The sequence below is a fragment of the Cupriavidus basilensis genome, from assembly GCF_000876015.1.
GTDB classification, from domain to species: domain Bacteria; phylum Pseudomonadota; class Gammaproteobacteria; order Burkholderiales; family Burkholderiaceae; genus Cupriavidus; species Cupriavidus basilensis_B.
Map to the genome: position 1 here is coordinate 782739 of NZ_BBQM01000012.1, position 22344 is coordinate 805082.

Genomic DNA, 22344 nt, shown 5'->3' on the forward strand with positions numbered 1-22344 from the left:
CCCAGACGATGGCGGCTCCCGCGGCGAAGCGGTTGCATTGTAAAACCGCGCGGCGCCCCGGACAACCCGCCGCGTCAGTCGTCGATCGTCTCGTGCACGGCGGCCGCGCCCGCCTTCCAGTAGCTCGACGCGCGGATGCGGCTCTTGTCGATGCCGCGCTCGCTCACCAGGTACTGGCGCACCGCGCGGATCGCCGCGCCCTCCCCCGCGGCCCAGACGTAGCCCTCGCCGCGCGGCAGCGTGATGGCGCGCAGCGCCCGCTCGAGCAGCGTGGCGTCGCCGGCCGGCGCGCCGTCGCGGTGCTGCCAGCGGACCTCGACACTGGCGCGGCTCGGCAGCGGGATCTCGGCCGCGGCGTTGTCCACCGCCACCACCACCAGCGCCTGCGCGCCGGCCGGCAGTTCTTCCAGGCGCCGGCCGATGGCGGGCAGCGCGGTTTCGTCGCCCACCAGCAGGTGCCAGTCGAAGCCGTCCGGAATCACGAAGGAGCCGCGCGGCCCGCCCACGCCCAGGTACTGGCCCGGCGCGGCCTGCGCCGCCCAGGTCGAGGCGGGGCCGTCGCCGTGCAGCACGAACTCCAGGTCGAGCTCGCCGGCCACGGGGTCATGGCGGCGCGGCGTGTAGTCGCGCGCGGCCGGCCGCGGCGCGCCTTCGGCGAACACCGGGCCGTTGGGGCCGACTTCCGGCAATGCCGGCCTGGGCTGCCCGGGCGCGGGGAAGAACACCTTGACGTGATCGTCGAAGGAAGCGGAAACGAAGTCCTTCAAGTCGTCGCCGGCCAGCGTCACGCGCAGCAGCTGCGGCGACACCTGCCGCGTGCGCACCACCTGCAGCAGGCGCATCTTGAGGGCATGGCGGACACGTTGAACGGTAAGGTCTCGGGTGGTCATCGATATGGGGTCCGGTTGGTTGACGTCTGACTGGTTCACGCCCGGCTGGCTGGCGTCCGACTGGCTGACTTGCGTCATGCGCGCGATCAGCATCACGCGCCCGCCGCGCCGGGACCAGCCTCGATCTCCGCGGCGGCCCGCGCGAGGATGGCCGCGATGCGCCGCTGCTCGTCCGGCGCGGCATCCGTGCGCATCAGCAGCGCGCGCTTGAGCGCCATGCGCGCCTCGACGAACTCCGGCAGCCAGCCGCCGCGCGCCTCGGCATCGTCGGCGGGGTTGTCGCCGGGGTTGTCGCCAGAGCCCGACAGCGCGCGCCGCACCCACTCCATCTTGCGCGCCACGTGCTTGAGCTTGTTGAGCATCAGCGCCAGCCGCTCGCGGTTGGCATCCAGGTGCGCGCGGCCCGGCCCGGCAAGCTGGTAGCGCTTCTTGTTGCCCTCGCTGTCCACGGTGGCATAACCAACCTCCTCGAGGAAGGTCAGCGCCGGATACACCATGCCCGGGCTGGGCTTGTAGAAACCGTTGGTGCGCGTCTCCAGTTCCTTGATGAGCTCGTAGCCGTGGCTGGGCTTTTCCTCCAGCAGCGACAGCAGCAGCAGTTGCAGGTCGTCGGCGCTGAACTTGCGGCCGCGGCGCCAGGTATCGCCCTCGCCGTCGAAGCCGTCCCCGCCGCCGCCGAAGAAACCACCGGGCCCGCCGCCGTGGCGGTGGCGGCCGATGGCGTGGTGGCCAAAAAAAACCTCGGCGTGCGAGGCGAAATGAGAAGACAGTCGGGCAAGCATGTGGTGGCCCATCAGGCCCTTCGAGAAGTGGTGACGCATGGCAGCGGCTCCTTGGTATCTGAAAACATATCTTAAGATATATATCGTAAGTAATAAAGTCAAGGAAGAAACCGCAGGGGAGACACATCGACCGCAAACGAGGCAACCGGCCGGACCGCAAGAGCAAGCATTCCGGATCAAAGGCAACGAGTTCATCGCCCCGAAGGACAAGCACCTGCCTTCCGTTACGTGCCACGAGAAAAAGCGGAAATTTCCTCACCCAAGTTTGGTACTCGTCCTATAACGGCGACGCCGACTCATCGCCTACGCTTCAGACACTTGCACCCGGCACTTCGAAGGCACGCCGAACTCATTGCACGTTGCCGCCGTCCCGGCTCCTCGTGCTCGTGCGTTGGATGTCCCGACCTGATCGCGCGTGGCCCTCTGCGAAAGCGTCATTCAGCACGCAGCAAGGGCACCCGTTCTCCCCCAAAAGACCGTGAAAGCTGTTTCGGGCCTATGGCTCGTCTTGCGCGAGTCGAAGCCAATTCTGACCGGCGTTGGACGCCTTCTTCAGGGAGAGAACGATGTTTGTCAATGTGGAACTGCGCAAGTACTTTGGACCCGGAGCGTTCGGCGGCTCGTTCATTTCCGAGAGCCTGGTGAGCGTCCTGCAGGAAGTGCAAGAGGCCTTCGACGGCGCGCGTCGCGACCCCTTGTTTCTCGGCGAGCTCTGGCGGTTAATGACAACCTTCGCTGGCCGGGAGACGCCATTGACCTATGCGGAAAGGCTATCCGAAAAATTTGGGCAGCATTTCTACCTGAAGCGCGAAGATCTGCTTCACGGTGGCGCCCACAAGACGAACAGCACGCTAGGGCAATTGCTTCTGGCAAAGCGGATGGGGAAGAGCCGCATCATCGCGGAAACGGGCGCCGGGCAACATGGCGTGGCAACGGCGATGACTGGCGCCAAGCTCGGCATGGCGGTGGAGGTATACATGGGCGCGCTCGACATCCAGCGCCAGCAGCAAAACGTCAAGCGCATGGAACTCTTCGGCGCCAGGGTACATCCGGTCGAAGCTGGCGGCGCAACGCTGAAGGATGCGATCAACGAGGCCATGCGGGATTGGATTACCAACGTGGGAAGCACCTATCACTGCTTTGGAACGGCAGCCGGACCGTACCCCTATCCCTCGATGATCAAGTATTTCCAATCTGTGATCGGCAAGGAAGCACGTAATCAACTGTTGTGCCTGGATCCCCGGCCCCCCTCGGCGGTCTTCGCCTGCATCGGTGGCGGCAGCAATGCGGTCGGGCTGTTCTCCGGATTCGAGCACGATACCGAGGTGGCGCTTTTTGGCGCGGAACCCGGCGGTATCGCAGACGGCACGGACAGGCACGCCGCAACCCTCACCAAAGGATCGGTAGGTGTCTTCCACGGGATGCGCTCGCTGTTCTTGCAGAATCAGGAAGGACAGATCACGAATACCCATTCCGTGGCGGCCGGACTCGATTACCCGGGCGTCGGCCCTGAACTCGTAGCGTTGCAGGAAACGGGACGCGCGTCGTTCGTGGCGATCAGCGATGCGGAAGCGCTCGATGCCTTCGAACAGTTGTCCCTTCTCGAAGGCATCATCCCGGCGTTCGAATCGGCCCATGCCCTCGCGCTGGCCATGAAGTGCAGCAAGGACTTTTCGCCAGGCAGCCGATTTGTGGTCTGCCTGTCCGGCCGTGGCGACAAAGACCTGGATCAATACTGGAACATCAGGGGGATCTGATCATGAATCGTTTTGCACGATTGTTCACTCGCCGGGATCGCCGGATGTTCGTCCCTTTCTTCACGCTGGGCGATCCCAATGCCATAGCAAGCTTCGATCTGATCTGCGCCGCGGTCGACGCCGGCGCCGACGCGGTGGAACTGGGATTCCCGTTCTCCGACCCCATCACCGACGGCCCGGTCAATCAGCGCTCGATGCGACGCGCCCTGGCAGCGGGCACCACCTATGCGACCTGCCTCGACATGCTCCGAAGGCTCAGGGAACGCTACCCGGCACTTCCCATCGGGCTGCTGCTCTACTACAACCTGCTCTTCATGCGCGGCGAGCGAGCATACAAGGAGCTGGCCGCGATCGGCGTCGACGCGGTGGTCTGCTCCGACCTGCCATTCGAGGAATGTGCCACGCACATGTGGCAACTGGCCGACAGCCGCATCGGCTGCATCCAGATGGTGGCGCCGAATACGCCGGTCGAGCGGGCGCGAAAGCTCATCGATAGCTCATCGGCATTCACCTACGTGATCAGCCGCTTCGGGACAACCGGCACGAGCGCCAGCTTCGAACAGCAGGCATTGGCCAGAATCGAACACCTCAGCAAGCTTGCAGACAAAGCCATCGTGGCCGGTTTCGGCATCAGCACGGTCGATCAGGTCCGCGACTTCTGGGCGGCAGGGGCAAATGGCGTGATCGTGGGCAGCCTGTTCAGTCTTCAGATCGAGCGTTGCCTGGCGGATGTTCCGGCCGCGCGCCAGTTCATCGAGGCATTCGTGGGACAGGTGCAGGCCGGAAAACCGCGCCTGGACTTTGCCGGGATCGTCTGACATCGGCATGCCCGCGCACCCGACTCAAGGAGACCCCGCCCGATGCGCAGCATAGATTGGTTCCGTCTGCTTGTACTCAGCGCTGTCTGGGGAGCCTCGTTCATCTTCATGCGCGTTCTGGCTCCCGTGCTTGGCCCGGTGGCAACCGCCGATCTGCGCGTTGCCATCGGCGGCATGGCATTGCTGGTCTACTTCGCGGTGATCCGTTTCAATCCCAACTGGACGACATACTGGCGTCAGTATCTCGTCATTGGGGCATTCAACGTCGGCTTGCCCTTTCTGCTCTTCTCCTATGCGGCGCAACATATCCCGGCGTCCTACTCGGCCATCATCAATGCCACCACGCCATTGTTCGGCGCGGTGTTTGCCGCGATCTGGCTGAAGGATCGCCTGACGAGAACCAAGGCGACAGGACTGCTGCTCGGCATGGCCGGCGTGGGCACCCTCACCAGCGGCGGCATGACAGCCGCCGCCTCGCCGGCGTTTGCCTGGGCGATCCTGGCGTGCCTGCTGGCTTCGGCTTCCTATGCCGGCGCCGGTATCTACATCAAGAAATTCGCCTCGGACGTCAACCCCATCGGGTCGGCAGGCTGCTCGCAACTGGTTGCCGCCGTTGGACTCCTTCCGTTCTCGGTCGCGGCACCGCCAAACGCGACCGTCGACACGGTCATCGTGTTCAACATGCTCTGCCTGGGACTGCTGAGCAGCGCGCTGGGCTTTGTCCTGTATTTCCGGCTGATCCGCGACATCGGCCCCGCGCGGGCCATGATGGTCGCGTTCCTGACGCCGCTCTTCGGCATCGTGTGGGGAATTGCCTTCCTAGGCGAGGCGCTGACGGCTCCGGTCATCATCGGAGGCGGGATGATCGTGGCTTCGACGATATTGATCCTGCGGCGAGGCATGGCAACACGACCGCAAGAAGCCCAAGCCGTGCCGAAAAGCGAAGCTGGCTAGTACAACAGCCCTCGGACAGTACCCGTAGCGCCTGCCGCTCAGATGCGCCTTTATCGCCACATAACGTGCCTTCGGATGGCCCCTCGCCCGCCTTCCACGCCGCGCAGCACAAATCCAGCCAGATCAGGAGAACATTCCATTGTTCTGCTGCCCTATCCTGCCCGCGAATGGGCCGGTGGCGAGCATTGCAGTTTTCCGCCGCAGCCCCCGCGAGCCGCGAGGGAAAAAATACCGGTCGCGAAGAAAAGCGCAAAAAGAAAGCCCCTGGCCGGGGTGGTCAGGGGCTCAAGGCAAGAGGCGGGTCGCGGGTTCCGCCCAAGGCCGGATCATAGAGCGCGAAGCGGGGTGCGCCATCACCTGATCGGGTGACATATCCAGTCATATTTGTCTTTTTTACACTTTTCGGCACTTGTTGGCGAAGAAACTACAAAACGCGCCGCCACGGGCTCGCGCAAGGTGCGTGCGCCGGCGCCCCGCTCCGCCCGGTTGGTGGCGCGCGGCCTTGATCTGTCGCAAGTTTTCAGGTGGGTCCGACGCCAGTTTCTGCGGCTATCATTACCGGGTACCGCCGCAACGGCGGCGGTAGCGTGAATGCCGCCCCGTGGCCGGCACGCCGCGGCCGGAGCGGCGCGCATGCTTTCGTGACGGGACGCGGCGGCGGGAGGTACGCCGAGGCTCTCGCCAGGCCGCGGCCAGTCCGATTCACAATCAAGTCACAACCGATTCGTAACCTCTGCACAAGGACCCGTCCATGACACTGCGCCAGTTGTTCCGCGCCTCGCTGGCATGCGCCCCGCTGCTGGCGCTGGCTCCGGCCTCGCCCGCGTTCGCGTACTTCGACAACTTCATCAACTCGACCGTGGTCGGCAAGATGAACCAGAAGGAGTCCGCCTCGCTGGCCCAGCACGTGCGCAAGGTGCTCGACACCGGCGCCGACGGCGCCGCCGTGCCGTGGAACTACCCCGCCACGCGCGGACGCCGGGCCATCGAGGGCTCGATCACGCCGCTGCGCACCAAGACCGACCAGGGCCAGTCCTGCCGCCAGCTGCGCACCCAGCTCCAGCGCGACGGCCTGGAGGACAACTGGACCAGCTGGTTCTGCAAGCAGGGCGACGGCAGCTGGAAATCGCGCAGGGTAAGCGACGACTGAACGCCGCCGGCCCGGCGGGCCGGCGGCGGCAACCATGCGGCCGGACACGGTCGCGAGCGAAGGAGATCCCATGCCAACCATGCAAGCAGCGGTATTCCTCGGACCCAACCGTATCGTGCTCCAGGAAAAGCCGATCCCCGACGTCGGCCCCTCCGACGCCCTGATACGCATCACCACCACCACCATCTGCGGCACCGACGTCCACATCCTCAAGGGCGAATACCCGGTGGCGCAGGGGCTCACGATCGGGCACGAGCCGGTCGGCATCATCGAGAAGCTGGGCAAGAACGTCACCGGCTACCACGAAGGCCAGCGCGTGATCGCCGGCGCGATCTGCCCGAGCTTCCATTCCTACGCATGCCAGGACGGCTGCTCCTCGCAGGACGGCCAGGGCCACGGGCACGGCTACAAGCCGATGGGCGGCTGGCGCTTCGGCAACACCATCGACGGCACCCAGGCCGAATACGTGCTGGTGCCCGACGCCCAGGCCAACCTCGCGCCGATCCCCGACACGCTCACCGACGAGCAGGTTCTGATGTGCCCCGACATCATGTCGACCGGCTTCGTCGGCGCGGAGAACGCCAACATCAAGATCGGCGACATGGTGGCCGTGTTCGCGCAGGGCCCGATCGGCCTGTGCGCCACGGCGGGCGCGCGGCTGCGCGGCGCCGGCCTGATCATCGCCATCGACGGCATCGACGAGCGCCTGGAGATCGCGCGCCGCATGGGCGCCGACGCCACCGTCAATTTCCGCAAGGTGGACGTGGTGGACGAAGTGCTGCGCATCACCGGCGGGCGCGGCGTGGACGCGGCCATCGAAGCGCTCGGCACGCAAGGCACGTTCGAGTCCGCGCTGCGCGTGCTCAAGCCCGGCGGCACGCTGTCGAGCCTGGGCGTGTATTCCAGCGACCTGCGCATCCCGCTCGACGCCTTCCATGCCGGCCTCGGCGACAACCGCATCATCACGTCGCTGTGCCCCGGCGGCAAGGAACGCATGCGCAGGCTGATGCGTATCATCGAATCCGACCGGCTCGACCTCGGGCCGCTGGTCACTCACCGCTACAAGCTCGGCCAGATCGAGCAGGCCTACGAACTGTTCGCGAATCAGCGCGACGGCGTGCTGAAGGTGGCGATCACGCCGTGACGGCGGCGGCGCCATGCCGCGCATGCCACACATGACGCGCAGGCGCTGCCGGCCCATACCGCGGCACGGCAGCGCCCGCGCCCGTCAGGCCACCGCGAGCGGCTTGGGCAGGCGGATCATGACGAACTCGTTGGCGTCGACGCCGGAGGGCATGCGCGAGGGCGAGCCGCCCGGGTAGTTGTTGTCGTTGACCAGCAGCAGCGTGCGCGCGTCCACGATGGCGATCGCTTCGATGCACTCCATCGGGTAGGCGAACACGCCGTCGATGGTGTCGCTGGCGCCGAGCCTGGCCGGGTCGAGCAGCTGCATCAGGTCGGCCACTTCTTCCTTGACCAGGAAGCCGTCCGCGTCGACGCGGTCGAGGCTGATCTTGAAGATGCGCTTGAAGCGCGCCGCGTTGCGCCAGGTGTTCGACGCGGCGAACTTGCCGGTGCGCACGTCGCCGGCGCCGCTGTCCTTTTCCACCACCAGGAACTCGCGGTCGTTGACGGCGACCATGTCGTTGACCGAGTAGTACTCGGTCTCGAGGTTGCCGTCGCCGTTGAGGCGCTGGCCGCTGCCGACGCGGTAGCGGTAGCTGGTCTCGAAGTTGAGCGTGCCCAGGTTGAAGACGTTGATGATGCGGCTGCGCACGTCGTCGCCGGCCACTTCCTTCTCGTACATGCCGTACAGGCGCGTGCGGCTGGCGTTGATGGCCAGGCTTTCGAGGCCGCCGGAGCCGCCCAGGTTGGCCTGCGCGGTGGTGCCGTTGGCGACGAGATAGGGATTGTTCGGGGTCTGCACCAGCGGGTTGGCGCCGAGCCGGCGCAGGTTGGGCATCTGCACTTCGCGCGCGAGCAGCCTGCCCTGCCTGTCGAACTTGAGCAGGAACGGGCCGAATTCATCGCCAATCCACAGGTTGCCGCTAGCGTCGAGCTGCATCGATTCGGGATCGATGTCGTAGCCGGTGAGCAGGCGGCCGTTGACGATGGCGCTGTCCACCGGGATGGTCTGGCCGGCCGGCGAGACCGAGGTGCCGGGATAGCTGGCCATGTCGGCCACGATCGGGTAGCCGATGCGGCGGTCGGGGTCGCTCAGGCGGATATAGCTCTCGGGCGTGAACGCGGCCAGCGGCGCGCCGGTCTGGAAGTGGACCGGGACCACCCTGCCGGCGGCCCAGTCGAACGACACCGCGTAGATGTGCAGCAGCGCGTCGGGCGAGGCGCCGCGGCCGCCGAAGCCGTTGTCCTGCAGCGCGTAGAACGTGCCGGCCTTGGGGCCCGGGATGATGGCCGAGAAGCCTTGCATGGGCTGCCTGGCGTTGAACGGCAGCGCGTAGCGGTAGACGTTGGTGGCGCGGTCGTAGTCGCCGCCCGAGATGAACTGGCCGCTGGTGGGGCCGGCCACGAAGCTGTCGGCCGGCAGCACGGCGCGGCCGAGCAGCGTGGGCGCCTTGACTTCGGCCTCGGGCGTGACCGCGGGCGGGTTGGTGGCCGGCGGCACCGGCGCGCTGCCGGCGGCCGGCGGCGCATCGTCGCCGCCGCCGCAGCCGGCCAGCAGGGAGGTGGACACGCCCAGCATGGCGAGCGTGGTGGCGCCCAGGCCGCCGCGCAGCAGCTGGCGGCGCGTGGTGTCGGGCAATGCGTGTTCGCGTGATTGGCTCATGGAGTCGCAACGATAGGAATGGGGAGTCGGAGGCGCGCGGCAAGCCGGCCCGCCCGCGCGGGCGGGCCGGTCCTGCGCGCCACGCCAGGCATCAGAACAGGGACGGCTCGGTGCTCAGGTCGGTGAGCTTGTTGGCCTTCAGGTCGATGACGAAGTGCTTGGTCGGCGCGCCGTTGGCGAGCTTGAGCAGGATCGCCATCAGCGGCTTGAAGCGGGCCTGGAACAGCGCCCCGGCGGTGTTGCTGTCCTTGACCTGGTCGCCGGTCATGGCAAGCGTGGCCGAGGTGGACTGCAGCGCCTGGGCCAGCAGCTTGTACTGGCGGGCGCGGGCTTCGGGGATGTCGGAGAACGCCAGGTCGCCGGCATTGGCCAGGCGCACGAAGTCGCCGGCCAGGTCGATCGCCTTCCAGTCGTTGAAGTCTTCGAGGCGCATGCCGTTGGCCTGGGCCAGCGCGCGGGCGCGGGCTTCGGCCGCGGCGTAGTCGGTGGCGTAGGCCGGGTTGGCCGCGTTGGTGCCGCCGCCGTCGGCCAGGCAGGCGAAGAAGGCGTTGGTCAGCAGGCCGTGGGTGCCGGTGTTGGCCAGTTCCTTGAGCGTGACGCTGGTCTGCAGCTGCGACAGCACCAGCAGGTCGGAGCCGTACAGCGGGCTCTTGACCAGCTCGCGCATCTCGCAGCGCCAGTCGTCCTTGAGCAGGCGCAGGCGCACCAACTCGGCCATGTAGCGCGAGCTGAAGTCGGCGTAGTTCTTGGCGTCGAGGATGGAGAGGTTCCACAGCTCGCCGCCGCCCGGGATCATGAAGCCGTAGGTGGTGAAGTACTTGTGCTCGTCGCGGTAGTGCTCGAACAGTTCGTCGAAGCGCGGCACGTTGTCGATGCGCACGGTCTGCACCTCGAGCTTGTCGTCGGCCTGGATCGACATCAGCTTGTAGGCCGGCACGTAGGCCGCCATCGACGGCGCCTGGATGTTGAACAGCGCCTGGCCGCCGTCATAGTTGCGGATGGCGGTGTCGTTGAAGTGCATGTGGCCGCCCACGTGCACCTTGAGCCCGGTCTCGGCCAGCGCCTTGGTCACGTTCTCGGCGGGGCGGCGCACCATCTGCATCTTGCCCGCGCCCAGCAGCGCGATGATGTCGTCGGAGGCGCCGTTGAAGAACTCGCTCATCGGGAAATGGCTGAACGCCACCACCTGCTTGCCGGCGGCCTGGCCGCGCGCGACCACGTCCTTGAGCCAGGCGATCACGTGCTGCTTGTGGGTCAGCATGGCGTTGTAGCCGGCGTCGCCCGAGCCGTTGAAGTCGGCGGCGGTGGTGCCGGCGCCGGTGGGAATGTAGACGTTGGCGTCGATGCCGACCAGCCACACGCCATCCACCGGCTCGACCAGGTAGGTGGTGTCCGGCACGGTCTTGCACAGCGTGTAGCCGGCCTTCTTGTACGCGCCGCCGGTGCCTTCCTTGCAGATCTCGTACTGGCGGTTGGCCCACGCGGCCTGGTCCTTGGCGACCTGGAACGAGTAGCTCTTGGCGTCGTAGGTGCTGTACGGCGTCTCGAAATAGCGGAACTTGGCCTTGGGCATGAAGCCGTGCTGCTCCAGCGCCTGGGTCACGCCGGCGTAGCCCATTTCCAGTACTTCTTCCGTGCAGTAGGACCAGTTCTGCTTCGACCAGCTGCCCGCGTAGGGGTTGGAGCAGTCGCCGTTGCCGCCGCGGCTGTAGATCGGCTGCGGGAAGCCGACATCGCCGTGGTTCGGGTCGATGCCGAGGTAGTCGCTCTTGCCGCCGGCGCGCGCGAACGGCTTGTTGGGATCGTGGTTGCCCGGGGCGGCGAAGAACTCGATGCCGTATTTCTCGGCGTATTCGTCCAGCACCTTCTTCAGGCCGCGGATGTGCACCGGCTGGCCGTCGTCGGAGAAGTCGCCCGGCAGCGCGATCAGCTTGACGCCGCGCGCCACCGCGTCGTCCAGCGCGGCGATGAAGGCGAAGTAGTTCTCGTTGAACAGGCGCGTGGAGGTCATCTGCGCCTGCATCAGGCGGATGGTGGCGTTGCGGCCCGACTTCTGGTTCGGGATGCCCGGGAACGAACCGTCCTGGAACGTGGCGTAGACATCGTGGAAATGGATGTCCAGCATGAAGGCGACCAGCGTCGGCGCCGGCTGGGCGGGCGCGGCCGGCGGCGGCGGCGTGGTGCCCGCGGGCGGCACGGTGGGCTGGCCGTTGTCGGTGTCGCTGCCGCAGGCGGCCAGGAAGGCGAACAGCGAGGCGGCCAGCAGCCTGGGCAGGCGGCGGGCGGGTCGGAAGACAGGCGGTGCGGTGGATGTCATGCGGCGGCTCGCAATGTGGTTTTCGTCGGAAATCGTCGGGAATGGCCTGCGCATGTGACGCGCAAGACCCGGAAAGCCGCCGAATGGTAGGCACCGCAGGTGACAGGGATGTGGCTAAATGTATGCTTTGAATATCACTTCAGCGAGTCATGAATGTATGCAAATGTCATGGCATTCGCGGCGCCGGGCCGGCCTGCCTGACGCCGGCATGCGCCGGCACGCCGGGTGACGAGCCACGCCCGCACGACACGACAAGCGGAAACAGGAGAGGCGCGGCGACCCCGCGCTCAGGGATGGCCACCGAAGCGGCGGCTCGCGGCATATCCGGCGCCGGGCTTCATCGGCGACAGCGAACCGTCGCGGAGCGACACGCGCCGGTGGTTCGTGGAATTCGCGGGAGGAAAATCGGGAAGGCAGCGCCGGGCGGATGAGGTCCGCCCGGGGAATGAAGGCGGCAACGAAGGCAAGAAGACCGGCGCTGAACGCCGGCCAGGATGCCAGTCGGGAACGGCGCTCAGAACGGCGCTCAGAACGCCGGCAGGATCGCGCCCTTGAACTGCCTGGCGAGGAAGTCGCGCACTTCCTGCGACTGGTAGGCCGACACCAGCGGCTTGACCCACGGCTTGTCCTTGTCCTGCGTGCGCACCGCGATCAGGTTGGCGTAGGGGCCGCGCAGGTCTTCGATGGCGATGGCGTCGCGCGTGGGGTTCAGGCCGGCCTTGACGGCGTAGTCGGTGTTGATCGAGGCGGCGGCGAGGTCGTCGAGCGAGCGCGGCAGGATGGCCGAATCGAGCTCGACGATCTTGAGCTTGCGCGGGTTGGCGGCGATGTCGAGCGGCGTGGCGTTCTTGCCGCTCTTGCCGGCGCCGTCGCGCAGCGTGATGAGGCCTTCCTTCTGCAACAGCAGCAGCGCGCGGTTGCCGTTGGAGGGATCGTTCTGGATGCCGACCTTGGCGCCTTCGGGCAGGTCCTTGAGCGACTTGAACTTCTTCGAGTAGAAGCCCATCGGCGCCACGTAGGTCAGGCCCACGTTGGCGATCTTGTAGTGGCGCGCCTCGATCTGGCTGTCGAGGAAAGGCTGGTGCTGGAAGCCGTTGGCGTCGAGGTCGCCGGCGTCGAGCGCGGCGTTGGGCTGGGCGTAGTCGTTGAACTCGACGATCTTCACATCCAGGCCGCTGCGCTTGGCCACGGTGCGCACGACTTCCCAGATCTGCGCGTCGGGGCCGCTCATGGTGCCGAGGCGCACCACCTGGTCGGCGGCGAGCGCGGACTGCGCGGCGAAGCCCGGCAGCACGGCGATGGCGGCGGCCAGGGCGATGGATTTGAACAGGGTACGGCGCTGCATGCAGTCTCCACGAAGGTTGGTCGCGGCCGGAGCGGCCGCTGTGGTGAGGGGCGCGGCCGGCGCTCGTGACGCCGGCTCGCGTGGCAGCGATGTTAGCGCCGCGCCCTGTGGCGCGGAATGAAGGTGTTCGCCTATCGATATGCGCGGCATGTCGCCGCGCACATCGTCCCGTGCATCCGGATGCGGCGGACGAATCCGGTAGAATCGCGCTCCCCGCGACACCGGACCCGGCCACGCCCATGACACAAGATCCGCCCTCCCCGCCGGCCGCGCCCGCCTTGCGCATCCTGTTCGCGTTCGGCGCGGACGCGGGCACCGTGCTCGAGATCAAGCGGCTCGGCCTGCCCGCCGGCACGCCGCGCGCGCGCCTCTACCAGTGGCTGTGGCTGGACGGCGCGCACTCGCCGCCGCGCGCGCAGCCGCTGCGCTTCGTGTCGATGGCGGAGGAGCCCGGTGCGCCGCTGCCGCAGCGGCGCGTGTTCGAAGAAGGCGTGCTGCGCTTCGGCGGGCAGGCCGCCGAACTGACGCTGGCCGGACAGCGCCCGCTCGCGCTGCGGGCCTGCGCGTCGCCGGCGCCCGAGACGATGGCGGCGGTGGCGGCGTTCGCCGCGGCAGGCTAGCCGGCGCGGGACTTTGCCATGCCGCCGCGAGCCAGTTCGCGCGCAGCGGCAGCGGCATCCTCCATACCCGAAGGCGCGCGGCGCCCGGCGTCTAGTGCGCCGCTGCCAGCAGCCGCGGCAGCGAGGCGGTCAGCAGCACCACGCCCGAGGCCGTCAGCAGGCTCAGCACGATGCGGCGGAAGGCGATCTCGCTGATGCCGATGTACAGCCGCGCGCCGAGGATGCTCGGCACCAGCATGGCCGGGCCCACCACCAGGAACATCGGCACCATGTCGCGCGTGACGATGCCGGTGCCGACGTAGGTCGCCATCGTCACCGCCAGCGTGGCCAGGTTGAAGTTCTGGATGATGGCGCGCTGCTCGTCCTTGGGCAGCCCGCGCAGCGTGCACCACAGCGTGGGAATCACGCCGCTGAAGCCGCCGATGCCGCCCATGATGCCGCCGGCGGTGCCGGCCAGGCCATCGGCCAGGCGCCCGCCGAAGCGCACGCGCGGCAGCTGCGCGGACAACAGCATGAGCGGGCACCAGATCACCAGGAACGCGCCCAGGCAAGCCTTGAACAGGTTGGCGTCGAGCATCGGCAGCACGGCCACGCCGATGGGAATGCCGAGCACGCCGCCGGCCACGAACGGCAGCAGCTGCCGCGGCGAGAAGCCGCGCCGCACCGTGAGCGCCGCCACCACCTGCCCGGTGAGCGAGCCGAACACCGCCATCGCCGCCGCCAGCCGCGGCTCCACCGTCCATACCCAGAACGACATCGCCACCATGCCGAAGGCAAACCCGGACAGGCCCTGCACGAAGCCGGCCACCACGGCGCCGAGCGCCACGATCAGGAGAGGAAAGTCCATCGGGAGTCAGGATGCCGCTGGCGGCAAGTGCGCGAGGCGCATCGTGCGAAAGCCGCAAACTATGCGCCGAATCGGCCCGCTTGTCATCCGCCGCCAGGCCGGCGGCGCGCGCGGCGGCGGCGCCGGCACAGGTCCGCATGGGAGGCGCCGCCGGCCGATTTGACAGCGCCGGCCCGCACCCCACATCATCGCAGGCACGGCCAGGCTCCGCCTTGCCATCCAGCCCAGGACCCACCCGCCCCATGACCCACGCCACGCCCGCCTCGCCGGCTTCGCTCGCCTTGCCGGACCTGCCGTTGCCGCCCGCCGCCGAGCCCGGCCAGCCCGTGACCGCCATCGACACCCCCGCGCTGGTGCTCGACCTGGACGCCTTCGAGCGCAACCTCGCGCGCATGCAGCAGGCCGCCAGCCAGGCCGGCGTGCAACTGCGCCCGCATGCCAAGGCGCACAAATGCCCGGCCATCGCGCTGGCGCAGATCGCGCGCGGCGCGGCCGGCATCTGCTGCCAGAAGGTCAGCGAGGCGGTGCCGTTCGTGCGGGCGGGCGTGACCGACATCCACATCAGCAACGAGATCGCCGGGCCGGCCAAGGCCGCGCTGCTGGCGCGGCTCGCCCTGCATGCGCGCATGAGCGTGTGCGTGGACGACGCGCGCCAGGTCGAGGCGCTGGCCGCGGCCGCCGCGCAGGCCGGCAGCACCATCGGCGTGTTCGTCGAGATCGACGTGGGCCAGGGCCGCTGCGGCGTGGCCGGCGCCGCCGCCGCGCTGCGGCTGGCGCAGGCCGTCCAGGCCCATGCGCGGCTGGCGTTCCGCGGCCTGCAGGCCTACCAGGGCGGCATCCAGCACGTGCGCGAGTACGCCGCGCGCAAGCGCGCGGCGGCCGAGGCCGCGGCCCGCACCGCGGCCGTGGTGGCCGCGCTGGCGGAAGCCGGCGTGGCCTGCGCCACGGTCACTGGCGGCGGCAGCGGCAGCGTGGAGTTCGACCTCGCCAGCGGCGTCTACACCGAGATCCAGCCCGGCTCCTACGTCTTCATGGACGGCGACTACGGCCGCAACGAATACGGCGGCGCGCTGCGCTTCGAGCACAGCCTGTTCATCGCCAGCACGGTCATGAGCGTGGCCGCCGCCACGGCGCCCGCGCCGGCCACGCCGCGCGTGGTGCTGGACGCGGGGCTGAAGTCGATGGCGGTGGACTCCGGCCTGCCGCTGGTCTGGGGCGCGGACGGCCACGACCTCGCGCTGGCCTACGTGGCCGCCAACGACGAGCACGGCATCGTCGAGGCGCTGCCGGCGCCGGGCGCGCGCGCCGCCCCGCTGCTGCCGGCGCTGGGCAGCCAGGTGCTGCTGGTGCCAGGCCACTGCGATCCCACCCTCAACCTGTACGACGACATCGTCGGCGTGCGCGGCGGCACCGTGGCCTGCGTGTGGCCGGTGGCGGCGCGCGGGTTGAGCCGCTGAAACGGCGGGCAGCGCCCGGGCGCTGCGGCGTTATACCGCAGCGCAGCAGACTGATACCGTCTTTTTAAGCGCATTTGCTTCTGTTATCCACGCCGGGCCGCCGGTAGCATGGGGTCCATCGCATGCGCCGGGGCGCGGTCCGCGCTCCGGGCGCAAGCCCAATATCCGGCCTCCGCACATGGACAACCCCGCATCAGGCCTGCCCGTCCGGGCAGGCTTCCGCCCCCGCCACCGCCCGCCCGCGGCATCCTCGCCACATCGCGTGCGCCCCCGCCCGCAAGCGCCCTTCAATGCGCTCGCGCCGTGGTCTACGCTATCCCTACGCGCCGGCCGGTGTCTTGGACAAGCCACCCCGGCCCACCCCCGCCTCACGGAGACCACGCCATGCCCGGCCTGAGTGCGCTCGACCTCGCCCGGATCCAGTTCGGGTTCACCATCTCGTTCCACATCATCTTTCCCGCCATCACCATCGGCATGGCCAGCTACCTCGCCGTGCTGGAAGGCTGCTGGCTGCGCACGCAGAACCCGGTCTACCGCGACCTGTACCACTTCTGGTCCAAGATCTTCGCGGTCAACTTCGGCATGGGCGTGGTGTCCGGGCTGGTGATGGCCTACCAGTTCGGCACCAACTGGAGCTTCTTCTCCGACTTCGCCGGCAGCGTGACCGGCCCGCTGCTGACCTACGAGGTGCTGACCGCGTTCTTCCTCGAGGCGGGCTTCCTCGGCGTGATGCTGTTCGGCTGGAAGAAGGTCGGCCCCGGCCTGCACTTCTTCGCCACCCTGATGGTCGCGCTCGGCACGCTGATCTCGGCCACGTGGATCCTCGCTTCCAACAGCTGGATGCAGACCCCGCAGGGCTACGAGATCATCGACGGCCGCGTGGTGCCGGTGGACTGGCTGCGCGTGATCTTCAATCCGTCGTTCCCGTACCGGCTGGCGCACATGAGCGTGGCGGCCTTCCTCGCCACGGCGCTGTTCGTCGGTGCCTCCGCCGCGTGGCATCTGCTGCGCGGGCGCGACAACCCGGCCATCCGCAAGATGCTGTCGATGGCGATGTGGATGCTGCTGGTGGTCGCGCCCGTGCAGGCCGTGATCGGCGACATGCACGGCATCAACACGCTCGCCCACCAGCCGGCCAAGATCGCCGCGCTGGAAGGCCACTGGGAAAACCGCGGCAACGAGCCGCTGCCGCTGATCGTGTTCGGCTGGCCCGACATGGCGCGCGAGGAAACCCGCTTCGCGCTGGAGATCCCGCGCCTGGGCAGCCTCATCCTGACGCACACGCTGGACGGCCAGATCCCCGGCCTGAAGGCGTTCCCGCCGCAGGACCGGCCCAACGCCACCATCCTGTTCTGGAGCTTCCGCGTGATGGTCGGGCTGGGTGTGCTGATGATCCTGCTCGGCCTGTGGAGCCTGCTGCTGCGCCGCGGCGAGGCGCTCTACCGCGCCCGCGCCTTCCTGCGCGTGGCGCTGTGGATGGGCCCGGCCGGGCTGGTGGCGCTGCTGGCCGGCTGGTTCACCACCGAGATCGGGCGCCAGCCGTGGGTGGTGTACGGCGTGATGCGCACCGCCGACGCGGTCTCGCCGCACGGCGCGCCCGAGCTCGCGCTGACGCTGGCGCTGTTCGTGGTGGCCTATGTGTTCGTGTTCGGCGTGGGCATCGCCTACATGATGCGGCTGGTGCGCAAGGGCCCGGTCATGCACGAAGGCGACGACGATGAGAACGAGGACGCCGCCCGTCCGGGCCATCCGGCGCACACGCCGGCGCGCCCGCTGTCCGCCGTCGACGACCGCGGCGACGTGCCCGCCATCAACACTTCCGGGAGCTGAACATGGGTGTCGACCTCTCTTTGATCTGGGCCGTCATCATCTTTTTCGGGGTGATGATGTACGTGGTGATGGACGGCTTCGACCTCGGCATCGGCATGCTCTATGCCTTCGTGCCGGACCGCCATGACCGCGACGTGATGATGAACACCGTGGCACCGGTGTGGGACGGCAACGAGACCTGGCTGGTGCTCGGCGGCGCCGGCCTGCTGGCCGCCTTCCCGCTGGCCTACTCGGTGGTGCTCAGCGCGCTCTACCTGCCGCTGGTCCTGATGCTGCTCGGACTGATCTTCCGCGGCGTGGCGTTCGAGTTCCGCTTCAAGGCCAACGACCGCGAGCGCCACGTGTGGGACAAGGCCTTCATCTGCGGCTCGCTGGCGGCGGCCTTCTTCCAGGGCGTGGCGCTGGGCGCGTACATCGACGGCATCCGCGTCAGCGGCCGCGTCTTCGCCGGCGGCCCGCTGGACTGGCTGCAGCCGTTCCCGCTGTTCTGCGGCGTCGGCGTGGCGGTGGCCTACACCGTGCTGGGCAGCACCTGGCTGATCGTCAAGACCGAGGGCGACCTGCACCGGCGCATGCTCCATCTCACCGGCCGGCTGGCCTGGGTCCTGCTCGGCGTGATCGCCGTGATCAGCATCTGGACGCCGCTGGCGCAGCCGCGCATCGCCGCGCGCTGGTTCAGCCTGCCCAACCTGATCTGGTTCGCGCCGGTGCCGCTGCTGGTGCTGCTGTGCATGTACCGGCTGGTGCGCTCATTGCGCGCCGACGCGCGCATCGCGCCGTTCCTCTACACGCTGGCGCTGGTCTTCCTCGGCTACAGCGGGCTGGCCATCAGCGTGTGGCCGAACATCGTGCCGCCCAGCATCTCGATCTGGGACGCCGCCGCGCCGCCGCAGAGCCAGGGCTTCACGCTGGTCGGCGCCCTGTTCATCATCCCGTTCATCCTGATGTACACGGTGTGGGCGTATTACGTGTTCCGCGGCAAGGTCAGGCACGGCGAGGGGTATCACTGATGGCCGCGAACCGGCGCGAGGACGGCCCCGCGCCGCGCGGCTGGCTGGCGCGCGTGGGCTGGCTGCTGGCGATCTGGATCGCCAGCGTGGCGGCGCTCGGCGTGGCCGCGCTGCTGCTCCGGGGCGTGATGCGGCTCGCGGGGATGCACGCCTGACGGCCGCGCGCCGGCGCACGCCGGCACGCGCCGACAGACGCCATAGCGCGCTACTGCCCGTCCTTCCCCGCCAGCAGCGCCGCGGCATTGCGCGCGCCCATCATGGCCGCGGCCGCCGCGGCAGTGGCGCCGCCGGCATCGCGCGCGCCGGCATTGGCGCCGCGCGCGAGCAGCAGCTCGACGATCGCGGCGCGGTCGAACATCGCCGCCACCATCAGCGCCGTGCGGCCGTCGGGCGAGGCGCCCTCGACGTCGGCGCCGTGGTCCAGCAGCAGCGCGGCGATCTCCGCGTAACCCTTGAACGCCACGCCCGCGAGCGGGGTCTGGCCGTTGTCGTTGCGCAGGTCCGGCGTCGCGCCGCGCGCGAGCAGCACGCGCGCGGCCTCGGCGTGGCCGTGGTAGCAGGCCAGCATCAGCAGGCTGTCGCCCTTCTCGTTGCGCAGGTCGGGCGACAGGCCGCGCTCGAGCAGGCCGGCGAGCGTGGCCGCGTCGCCGGCGCGCGCGAGCGCGAAGACCTCGGCCAGCGCGGCCTGCATGCGCTCCTGGTCGGGGTCGGCCTGGGGTGCGGATGGGGATGAGGATTGCGTCATGGCGTGGTCCCGTGCGTCCGGTCCGGTAGCTTGAATCCGGCTACTTTGCCGCATCGGCGGCCGCTTGGGAAGCCGGCCGGAGGAAAGCGCGGGCCACGCGCCGCCGCGCTCAGGCAACCCGTTCAGGCAACCCGTTCAGGCAACCGACAGCGCGCCGTCCACGCCGATGCTCTGCCCGCTGATGAAGCGGCCCGCCGGCGAGGCCAGCAGCACGGCCAGCCCGGCCACGTCCTTCGCCTCGCCGATGCGCCGCATCGGGATCGCCGCGGCCAGCCGCGCTTCCTGCTCCGGATTGCCCCACAGCGCCTCGCGCGAGAACTCGGTGCGCACCGGGCCGGGGTTGATGGCATTGACGTTGATGCCCTTCGGGCCGAGCTCCAGCGCCAGGCTGCGCACGGCCTGATCGGTCGCGCCCTTGGTGATGCTGTACATGCCGAGGAAGGCCGAGCCGCGCTTGGCGGCGATGCTCGACGTGAACACGATGGCGCCGTCGCCGCGCGCGATCATCTGCGGCGACAGCGCGTTGACCAGCATCAGGTTGCCGCGCACGTTGCCGCCCATCGCCTGGTCGAACAGCTCCGGCCCCTGCGTCAGCAGCGAGCCGGGCGTGGCGCCGGCCGCAGCGTTGAGCACCAGCGCGTCGACCCGGCCGTAGGCGGCCAGCGCCTGCTCGGCGAAGGCGCGCACGCTGTCCACGTCGGCGATGTCGCAGGCGATGCCCCGGGCCTGGATGCCCTCGGCGGCAAGCGTGGCGGCGGCCGCTTCGGCGCCGGCGCTGTCGCGCCCGGACACCACCACGGCGGCGCCCGCCGCGCCCAGCGCGCGGGCCATTTCCAGGCCCATGCCCTTGGTGGAGCCGGTGACGACGGCCACGCGGCCGGTGAGATCGAACAGGTTCTGCATGACAAACACTCCTTGGTGAGGAAACGCGCCGCGGCCCGGGGGCGGGCCGCGGCCTCTTAAATGATGACCGACATCTATTGAATAAATTATGGTCGTCATATAAAATCCGGTCAAGCAAAGTTTTGGCAGGAGAACGAACATGGCGCGCGCATCACGAGAACAGGCGGAAAAGCACCGCGAAGCGATCGAGGCGGCATCCACGCGGCTGTTCCGCGAACGCGGACTCAACGGCGTCAGCGTGGCCGAGCTGATGGCCGGGGCCGGGCTGACCCACGGCGGCTTCTACGGGCATTTCGCCTCCAAGGACGAACTGGTGGCGCTGGCGTGCCGGCGCGGCTTCGAGGAATCGGCGCAGCGCTGGGCGCGCCGCCTGGGCCGCGCCGGCGACGACAAGCACGCCATGCGCGCCAACCTGGTCGAGCCCTACCTGACGCAGGAGCACTGCGCCGCGCCCGGCGAAGGCTGCTCGGCGGTGGCGCTGGCCAGCGACGTGGCGCGCGAGCCCGTGGACAAGCCGGTGCGCCAGGCCTACCTGGACGGCCTCAAGGTCATGGTCGAGGACTGGATCAAGACCGTCGAGCACGCCGACCCGGCCGAGCGCCGCAAGCTGGCGCTGGCCGAGCTGTCCATGCTGCTGGGCGCGATGACGCTGGCGCGGGCCACCGCCGGCGATGCGCTGTCCGACGAGATCCTCGCCGCCGCGCGCGAGATGCTGCTGGGCCCGCTCGCGCCATAACGCGCGCACCCACCCCGAACCACAACGAACTCCGCCCCCGGAACATTCATGTTTGCTCAAGCGCTTTCCAGCCGGCTCGACCGGCGCGGCATCCACTATGCGTGGCTGATCGCCGCCCTCACCTTCGGCGTGATGCTGACCACGTCGGCCGCGCTCGGCCTGCCCGGCGCCTTCCTCAAGCCGCTCACCCGCGAAATGGGCTGGGACACCGACCAGATCTCGTCGATCCTGGCCGTGCGCTTCGCGCTGTTCGGCCTGATGGCGCCGTTCTCGGCCATCCTGATGGAACGCTTCGGCGTGCGCAACGTGGTCTGGGCCGCGCTGGCGCTGATCGCCGGCGGCATGGCGCTGGCCACGGTGGCGACGCAGTTGTGGCAACTGTTCATCGCCTGGGGCCTGATGCTGGGCATCGGCTCCGGGCTGACCGCGCTGGTGCTGGCCGCGGTGGTGGCCAGCCGCTGGTTCAGCGCGCGGCGCGGGCTGGTGATCGGCATCCTCACGGCCAGCTCGGCCACCGGGCAGCTGGCGTTCCTGCCGGTGGCGGCCTGGCTGATCGAGCACATGGGCTGGCGCACCGCCGTGCTGCCGGTGCTGCTGGCCTGCGCCGCGCTGGCCGCGCTGGTGTTCTGCTTCATGCGCAACCGCCCGTCCGACGTGGGCCTGGCCGCCTACGGCGAAGTTCCGCAGCAGGTGCATGCCGCGCCGGCCCAGCCGCCCGCGCCGCTCACGCTGCGCGGCCCCTTCGTGGTGCTGCGCGACGCCGCCCGCACCCAGACCTTCTGGGTCCTGGCCGGCACCTTCTTCATCTGCGGCCTGAGCACCAACGGCCTGATCCAGACCCACTTCATCGCGCTGTGCGCGGACTTCGGCATGGCCGCGGTGCCGGCCGCCGGGGCGCTGGCCATGATGGGCGCCTTCGACTTCGTCGGCACCATCCTGTCGGGCTGGCTGTCGGACCGCTACGACTGCCGCAAGCTGCTGTTCTGGTACTACGGCCTGCGCGGGCTGTCGCTGTTCTGGCTGCCGCACTCCACCTTCACGCTGTATGGCCTGTCGATCTTCGCCATGTTCTACGGCCTGGACTGGATCGCCACGGTGCCGCCCACGGTGCGGCTGGCGGGCGCGGCCTTCGGCAAGGAGCGCGCGCCGATGGTGTTCGGCTGGATCTTCGCCGCGCACCAGGTGGGCGCGGCCACCGCAGCGTTCGGCGCCGGCCTGACGCGCACGCTGCTGCTGACCTACACCCCGGCGCTGTACGCGGCCGGCGCCGCCTGCGCGCTGGCGGCCCTGCTGGCGCTCGCCGCCGGGCGCCGCACCGTGCGCGACGACGGCGCGCAGGTGCAGGCCGCCAAGGCCTGAGACCGGGCCGGGCGCCCTGCCCGGTCTCCCCGGAAC

The 22344-nt window shown here is 69.0% G+C and carries 20 protein-coding genes; 12 read left to right on the top strand and 8 right to left on the bottom strand.

Going from position 1 to position 22344, the window contains the following annotated elements:
- Positions 1-74: 74 nt before the first annotated feature.
- Both KF708C_RS11265 and KF708C_RS11270 read right to left on the bottom strand, forming a co-directional pair.
- Positions 75-890 (bottom strand): siderophore-interacting protein, encoded by an 816-nt coding sequence (locus tag KF708C_RS11265; protein WP_059411892.1) that lies wholly within the window; start codon positions 888-890, stop codon positions 75-77.
- A gap of 92 nt (positions 891-982) precedes the next feature.
- Positions 983-1711 (bottom strand): PadR family transcriptional regulator, encoded by a 729-nt coding sequence (locus KF708C_RS11270; protein ID WP_059411817.1) that lies wholly within the window; start codon positions 1709-1711, stop codon positions 983-985.
- A gap of 527 nt (positions 1712-2238) precedes the next feature.
- Between KF708C_RS11270 and trpB the strand changes: the two genes are divergently transcribed.
- The 5 genes from trpB to KF708C_RS11295 all read left to right on the top strand — a co-directional run bounded on the left by trpB (position 2239) and on the right by KF708C_RS11295 (position 7495).
- The gene (gene trpB / locus KF708C_RS11275; protein WP_059411893.1) at positions 2239-3429 is read left to right on the top strand and encodes a tryptophan synthase subunit beta; all 1191 of its coding nucleotides are present in this window, start codon (positions 2239-2241) and stop codon (positions 3427-3429) included.
- Between the two features lie 2 nt (positions 3430-3431).
- A complete protein-coding gene (gene trpA, locus KF708C_RS11280; RefSeq protein ID WP_063922992.1) occupies positions 3432-4247 on the top strand; it encodes a tryptophan synthase subunit alpha in 816 nt (271 codons plus the stop codon).
- A 42-nt stretch (positions 4248-4289) separates the two neighbouring features.
- Positions 4290-5201: a DMT family transporter gene (locus KF708C_RS11285; protein ID WP_059411819.1), complete on the top strand. Its 912-nt coding sequence runs from the start codon at positions 4290-4292 to the stop codon at positions 5199-5201.
- Positions 5202-5952: 751 nt separating this feature from the next.
- On the top strand, positions 5953-6351 hold the full coding sequence (locus KF708C_RS11290) for an RT0821/Lpp0805 family surface protein (RefSeq protein WP_020204968.1): 399 nt from the start codon (positions 5953-5955) through the stop codon (positions 6349-6351).
- Between the two features lie 70 nt (positions 6352-6421).
- On the top strand, positions 6422-7495 hold the full coding sequence (locus KF708C_RS11295) for an NAD(P)-dependent alcohol dehydrogenase (protein ID WP_020204969.1): 1074 nt from the start codon (positions 6422-6424) through the stop codon (positions 7493-7495).
- A gap of 84 nt (positions 7496-7579) precedes the next feature.
- Here the strand turns inward: KF708C_RS11295 and KF708C_RS11300 are convergent, their stop codons facing one another.
- From KF708C_RS11300 to KF708C_RS11310, 3 genes are all read right to left on the bottom strand, one after another.
- Positions 7580-9139 carry an esterase-like activity of phytase family protein gene (locus tag KF708C_RS11300; RefSeq protein ID WP_156173783.1) on the bottom strand — a complete coding sequence of 520 codons (1560 nt, stop codon included), beginning with the start codon at positions 9137-9139 and terminating at the stop codon, positions 7580-7582.
- Between the two features lie 91 nt (positions 9140-9230).
- Positions 9231-11456 (bottom strand): metallophosphoesterase family protein, encoded by a 2226-nt coding sequence (locus tag KF708C_RS11305; RefSeq protein WP_059411821.1) that lies wholly within the window; start codon positions 11454-11456, stop codon positions 9231-9233.
- 526 nt (positions 11457-11982) lie between these two features.
- A complete protein-coding gene (locus tag KF708C_RS11310; RefSeq protein WP_059411822.1) occupies positions 11983-12801 on the bottom strand; it encodes a MetQ/NlpA family ABC transporter substrate-binding protein in 819 nt (272 codons plus the stop codon).
- A gap of 239 nt (positions 12802-13040) precedes the next feature.
- Here KF708C_RS11310 and KF708C_RS11315 point away from each other — a divergent pair, with 239 nt between their 5' ends.
- Entirely contained in the window at positions 13041-13421 is a 381-nt protein-coding gene (locus KF708C_RS11315; RefSeq protein ID WP_155888303.1) for a hypothetical protein, read from the top strand.
- Positions 13422-13512: 91 nt separating this feature from the next.
- Here KF708C_RS11315 and KF708C_RS11320 read toward each other — a convergent pair whose 3' ends face one another.
- A complete protein-coding gene (locus tag KF708C_RS11320; RefSeq protein ID WP_020205762.1) occupies positions 13513-14268 on the bottom strand; it encodes a sulfite exporter TauE/SafE family protein in 756 nt (251 codons plus the stop codon).
- A gap of 242 nt (positions 14269-14510) precedes the next feature.
- Here KF708C_RS11320 and KF708C_RS11325 point away from each other — a divergent pair, with 242 nt between their 5' ends.
- The 4 genes from KF708C_RS11325 to KF708C_RS34515 all read left to right on the top strand — a co-directional run bounded on the left by KF708C_RS11325 (position 14511) and on the right by KF708C_RS34515 (position 18720).
- Positions 14511-15725: a DSD1 family PLP-dependent enzyme gene (locus tag KF708C_RS11325; RefSeq protein WP_059411823.1), complete on the top strand. Its 1215-nt coding sequence runs from the start codon at positions 14511-14513 to the stop codon at positions 15723-15725.
- A gap of 384 nt (positions 15726-16109) precedes the next feature.
- Positions 16110-17555, top strand: a complete 1446-nt coding sequence (locus KF708C_RS11330) for a cytochrome ubiquinol oxidase subunit I (protein WP_020205760.1) — start codon at positions 16110-16112, stop codon at positions 17553-17555.
- A gap of 2 nt (positions 17556-17557) precedes the next feature.
- Positions 17558-18565 carry a cytochrome d ubiquinol oxidase subunit II gene (gene cydB / locus KF708C_RS11335; RefSeq protein ID WP_029044195.1) on the top strand — a complete coding sequence of 336 codons (1008 nt, stop codon included), beginning with the start codon at positions 17558-17560 and terminating at the stop codon, positions 18563-18565.
- Positions 18565-18720 (top strand): DUF2474 family protein, encoded by a 156-nt coding sequence (locus KF708C_RS34515; protein ID WP_020205758.1) that lies wholly within the window; start codon positions 18565-18567, stop codon positions 18718-18720. Before cydB ends, KF708C_RS34515 begins: the two co-directional genes overlap by 1 nt.
- Positions 18721-18770: 50 nt before the next feature.
- Here the strand turns inward: KF708C_RS34515 and KF708C_RS11340 are convergent, their stop codons facing one another.
- Positions 18771-19310: an ankyrin repeat domain-containing protein gene (locus tag KF708C_RS11340; protein ID WP_370552804.1), complete on the bottom strand. Its 540-nt coding sequence runs from the start codon at positions 19308-19310 to the stop codon at positions 18771-18773.
- 135 nt (positions 19311-19445) lie between these two features.
- Positions 19446-20213, bottom strand: a complete 768-nt coding sequence (locus KF708C_RS11345; RefSeq protein WP_020205756.1) for an SDR family NAD(P)-dependent oxidoreductase — start codon at positions 20211-20213, stop codon at positions 19446-19448.
- A 139-nt stretch (positions 20214-20352) separates the two neighbouring features.
- Between KF708C_RS11345 and KF708C_RS11350 the strand changes: the two genes are divergently transcribed.
- On the top strand, positions 20353-20949 hold the full coding sequence (locus KF708C_RS11350) for a TetR/AcrR family transcriptional regulator (protein ID WP_059411825.1): 597 nt from the start codon (positions 20353-20355) through the stop codon (positions 20947-20949).
- A gap of 48 nt (positions 20950-20997) precedes the next feature.
- On the top strand, positions 20998-22308 hold the full coding sequence (locus KF708C_RS11355) for an MFS transporter (RefSeq protein ID WP_020205754.1): 1311 nt from the start codon (positions 20998-21000) through the stop codon (positions 22306-22308).
- Positions 22309-22344: the final 36 nt, after the last annotated feature.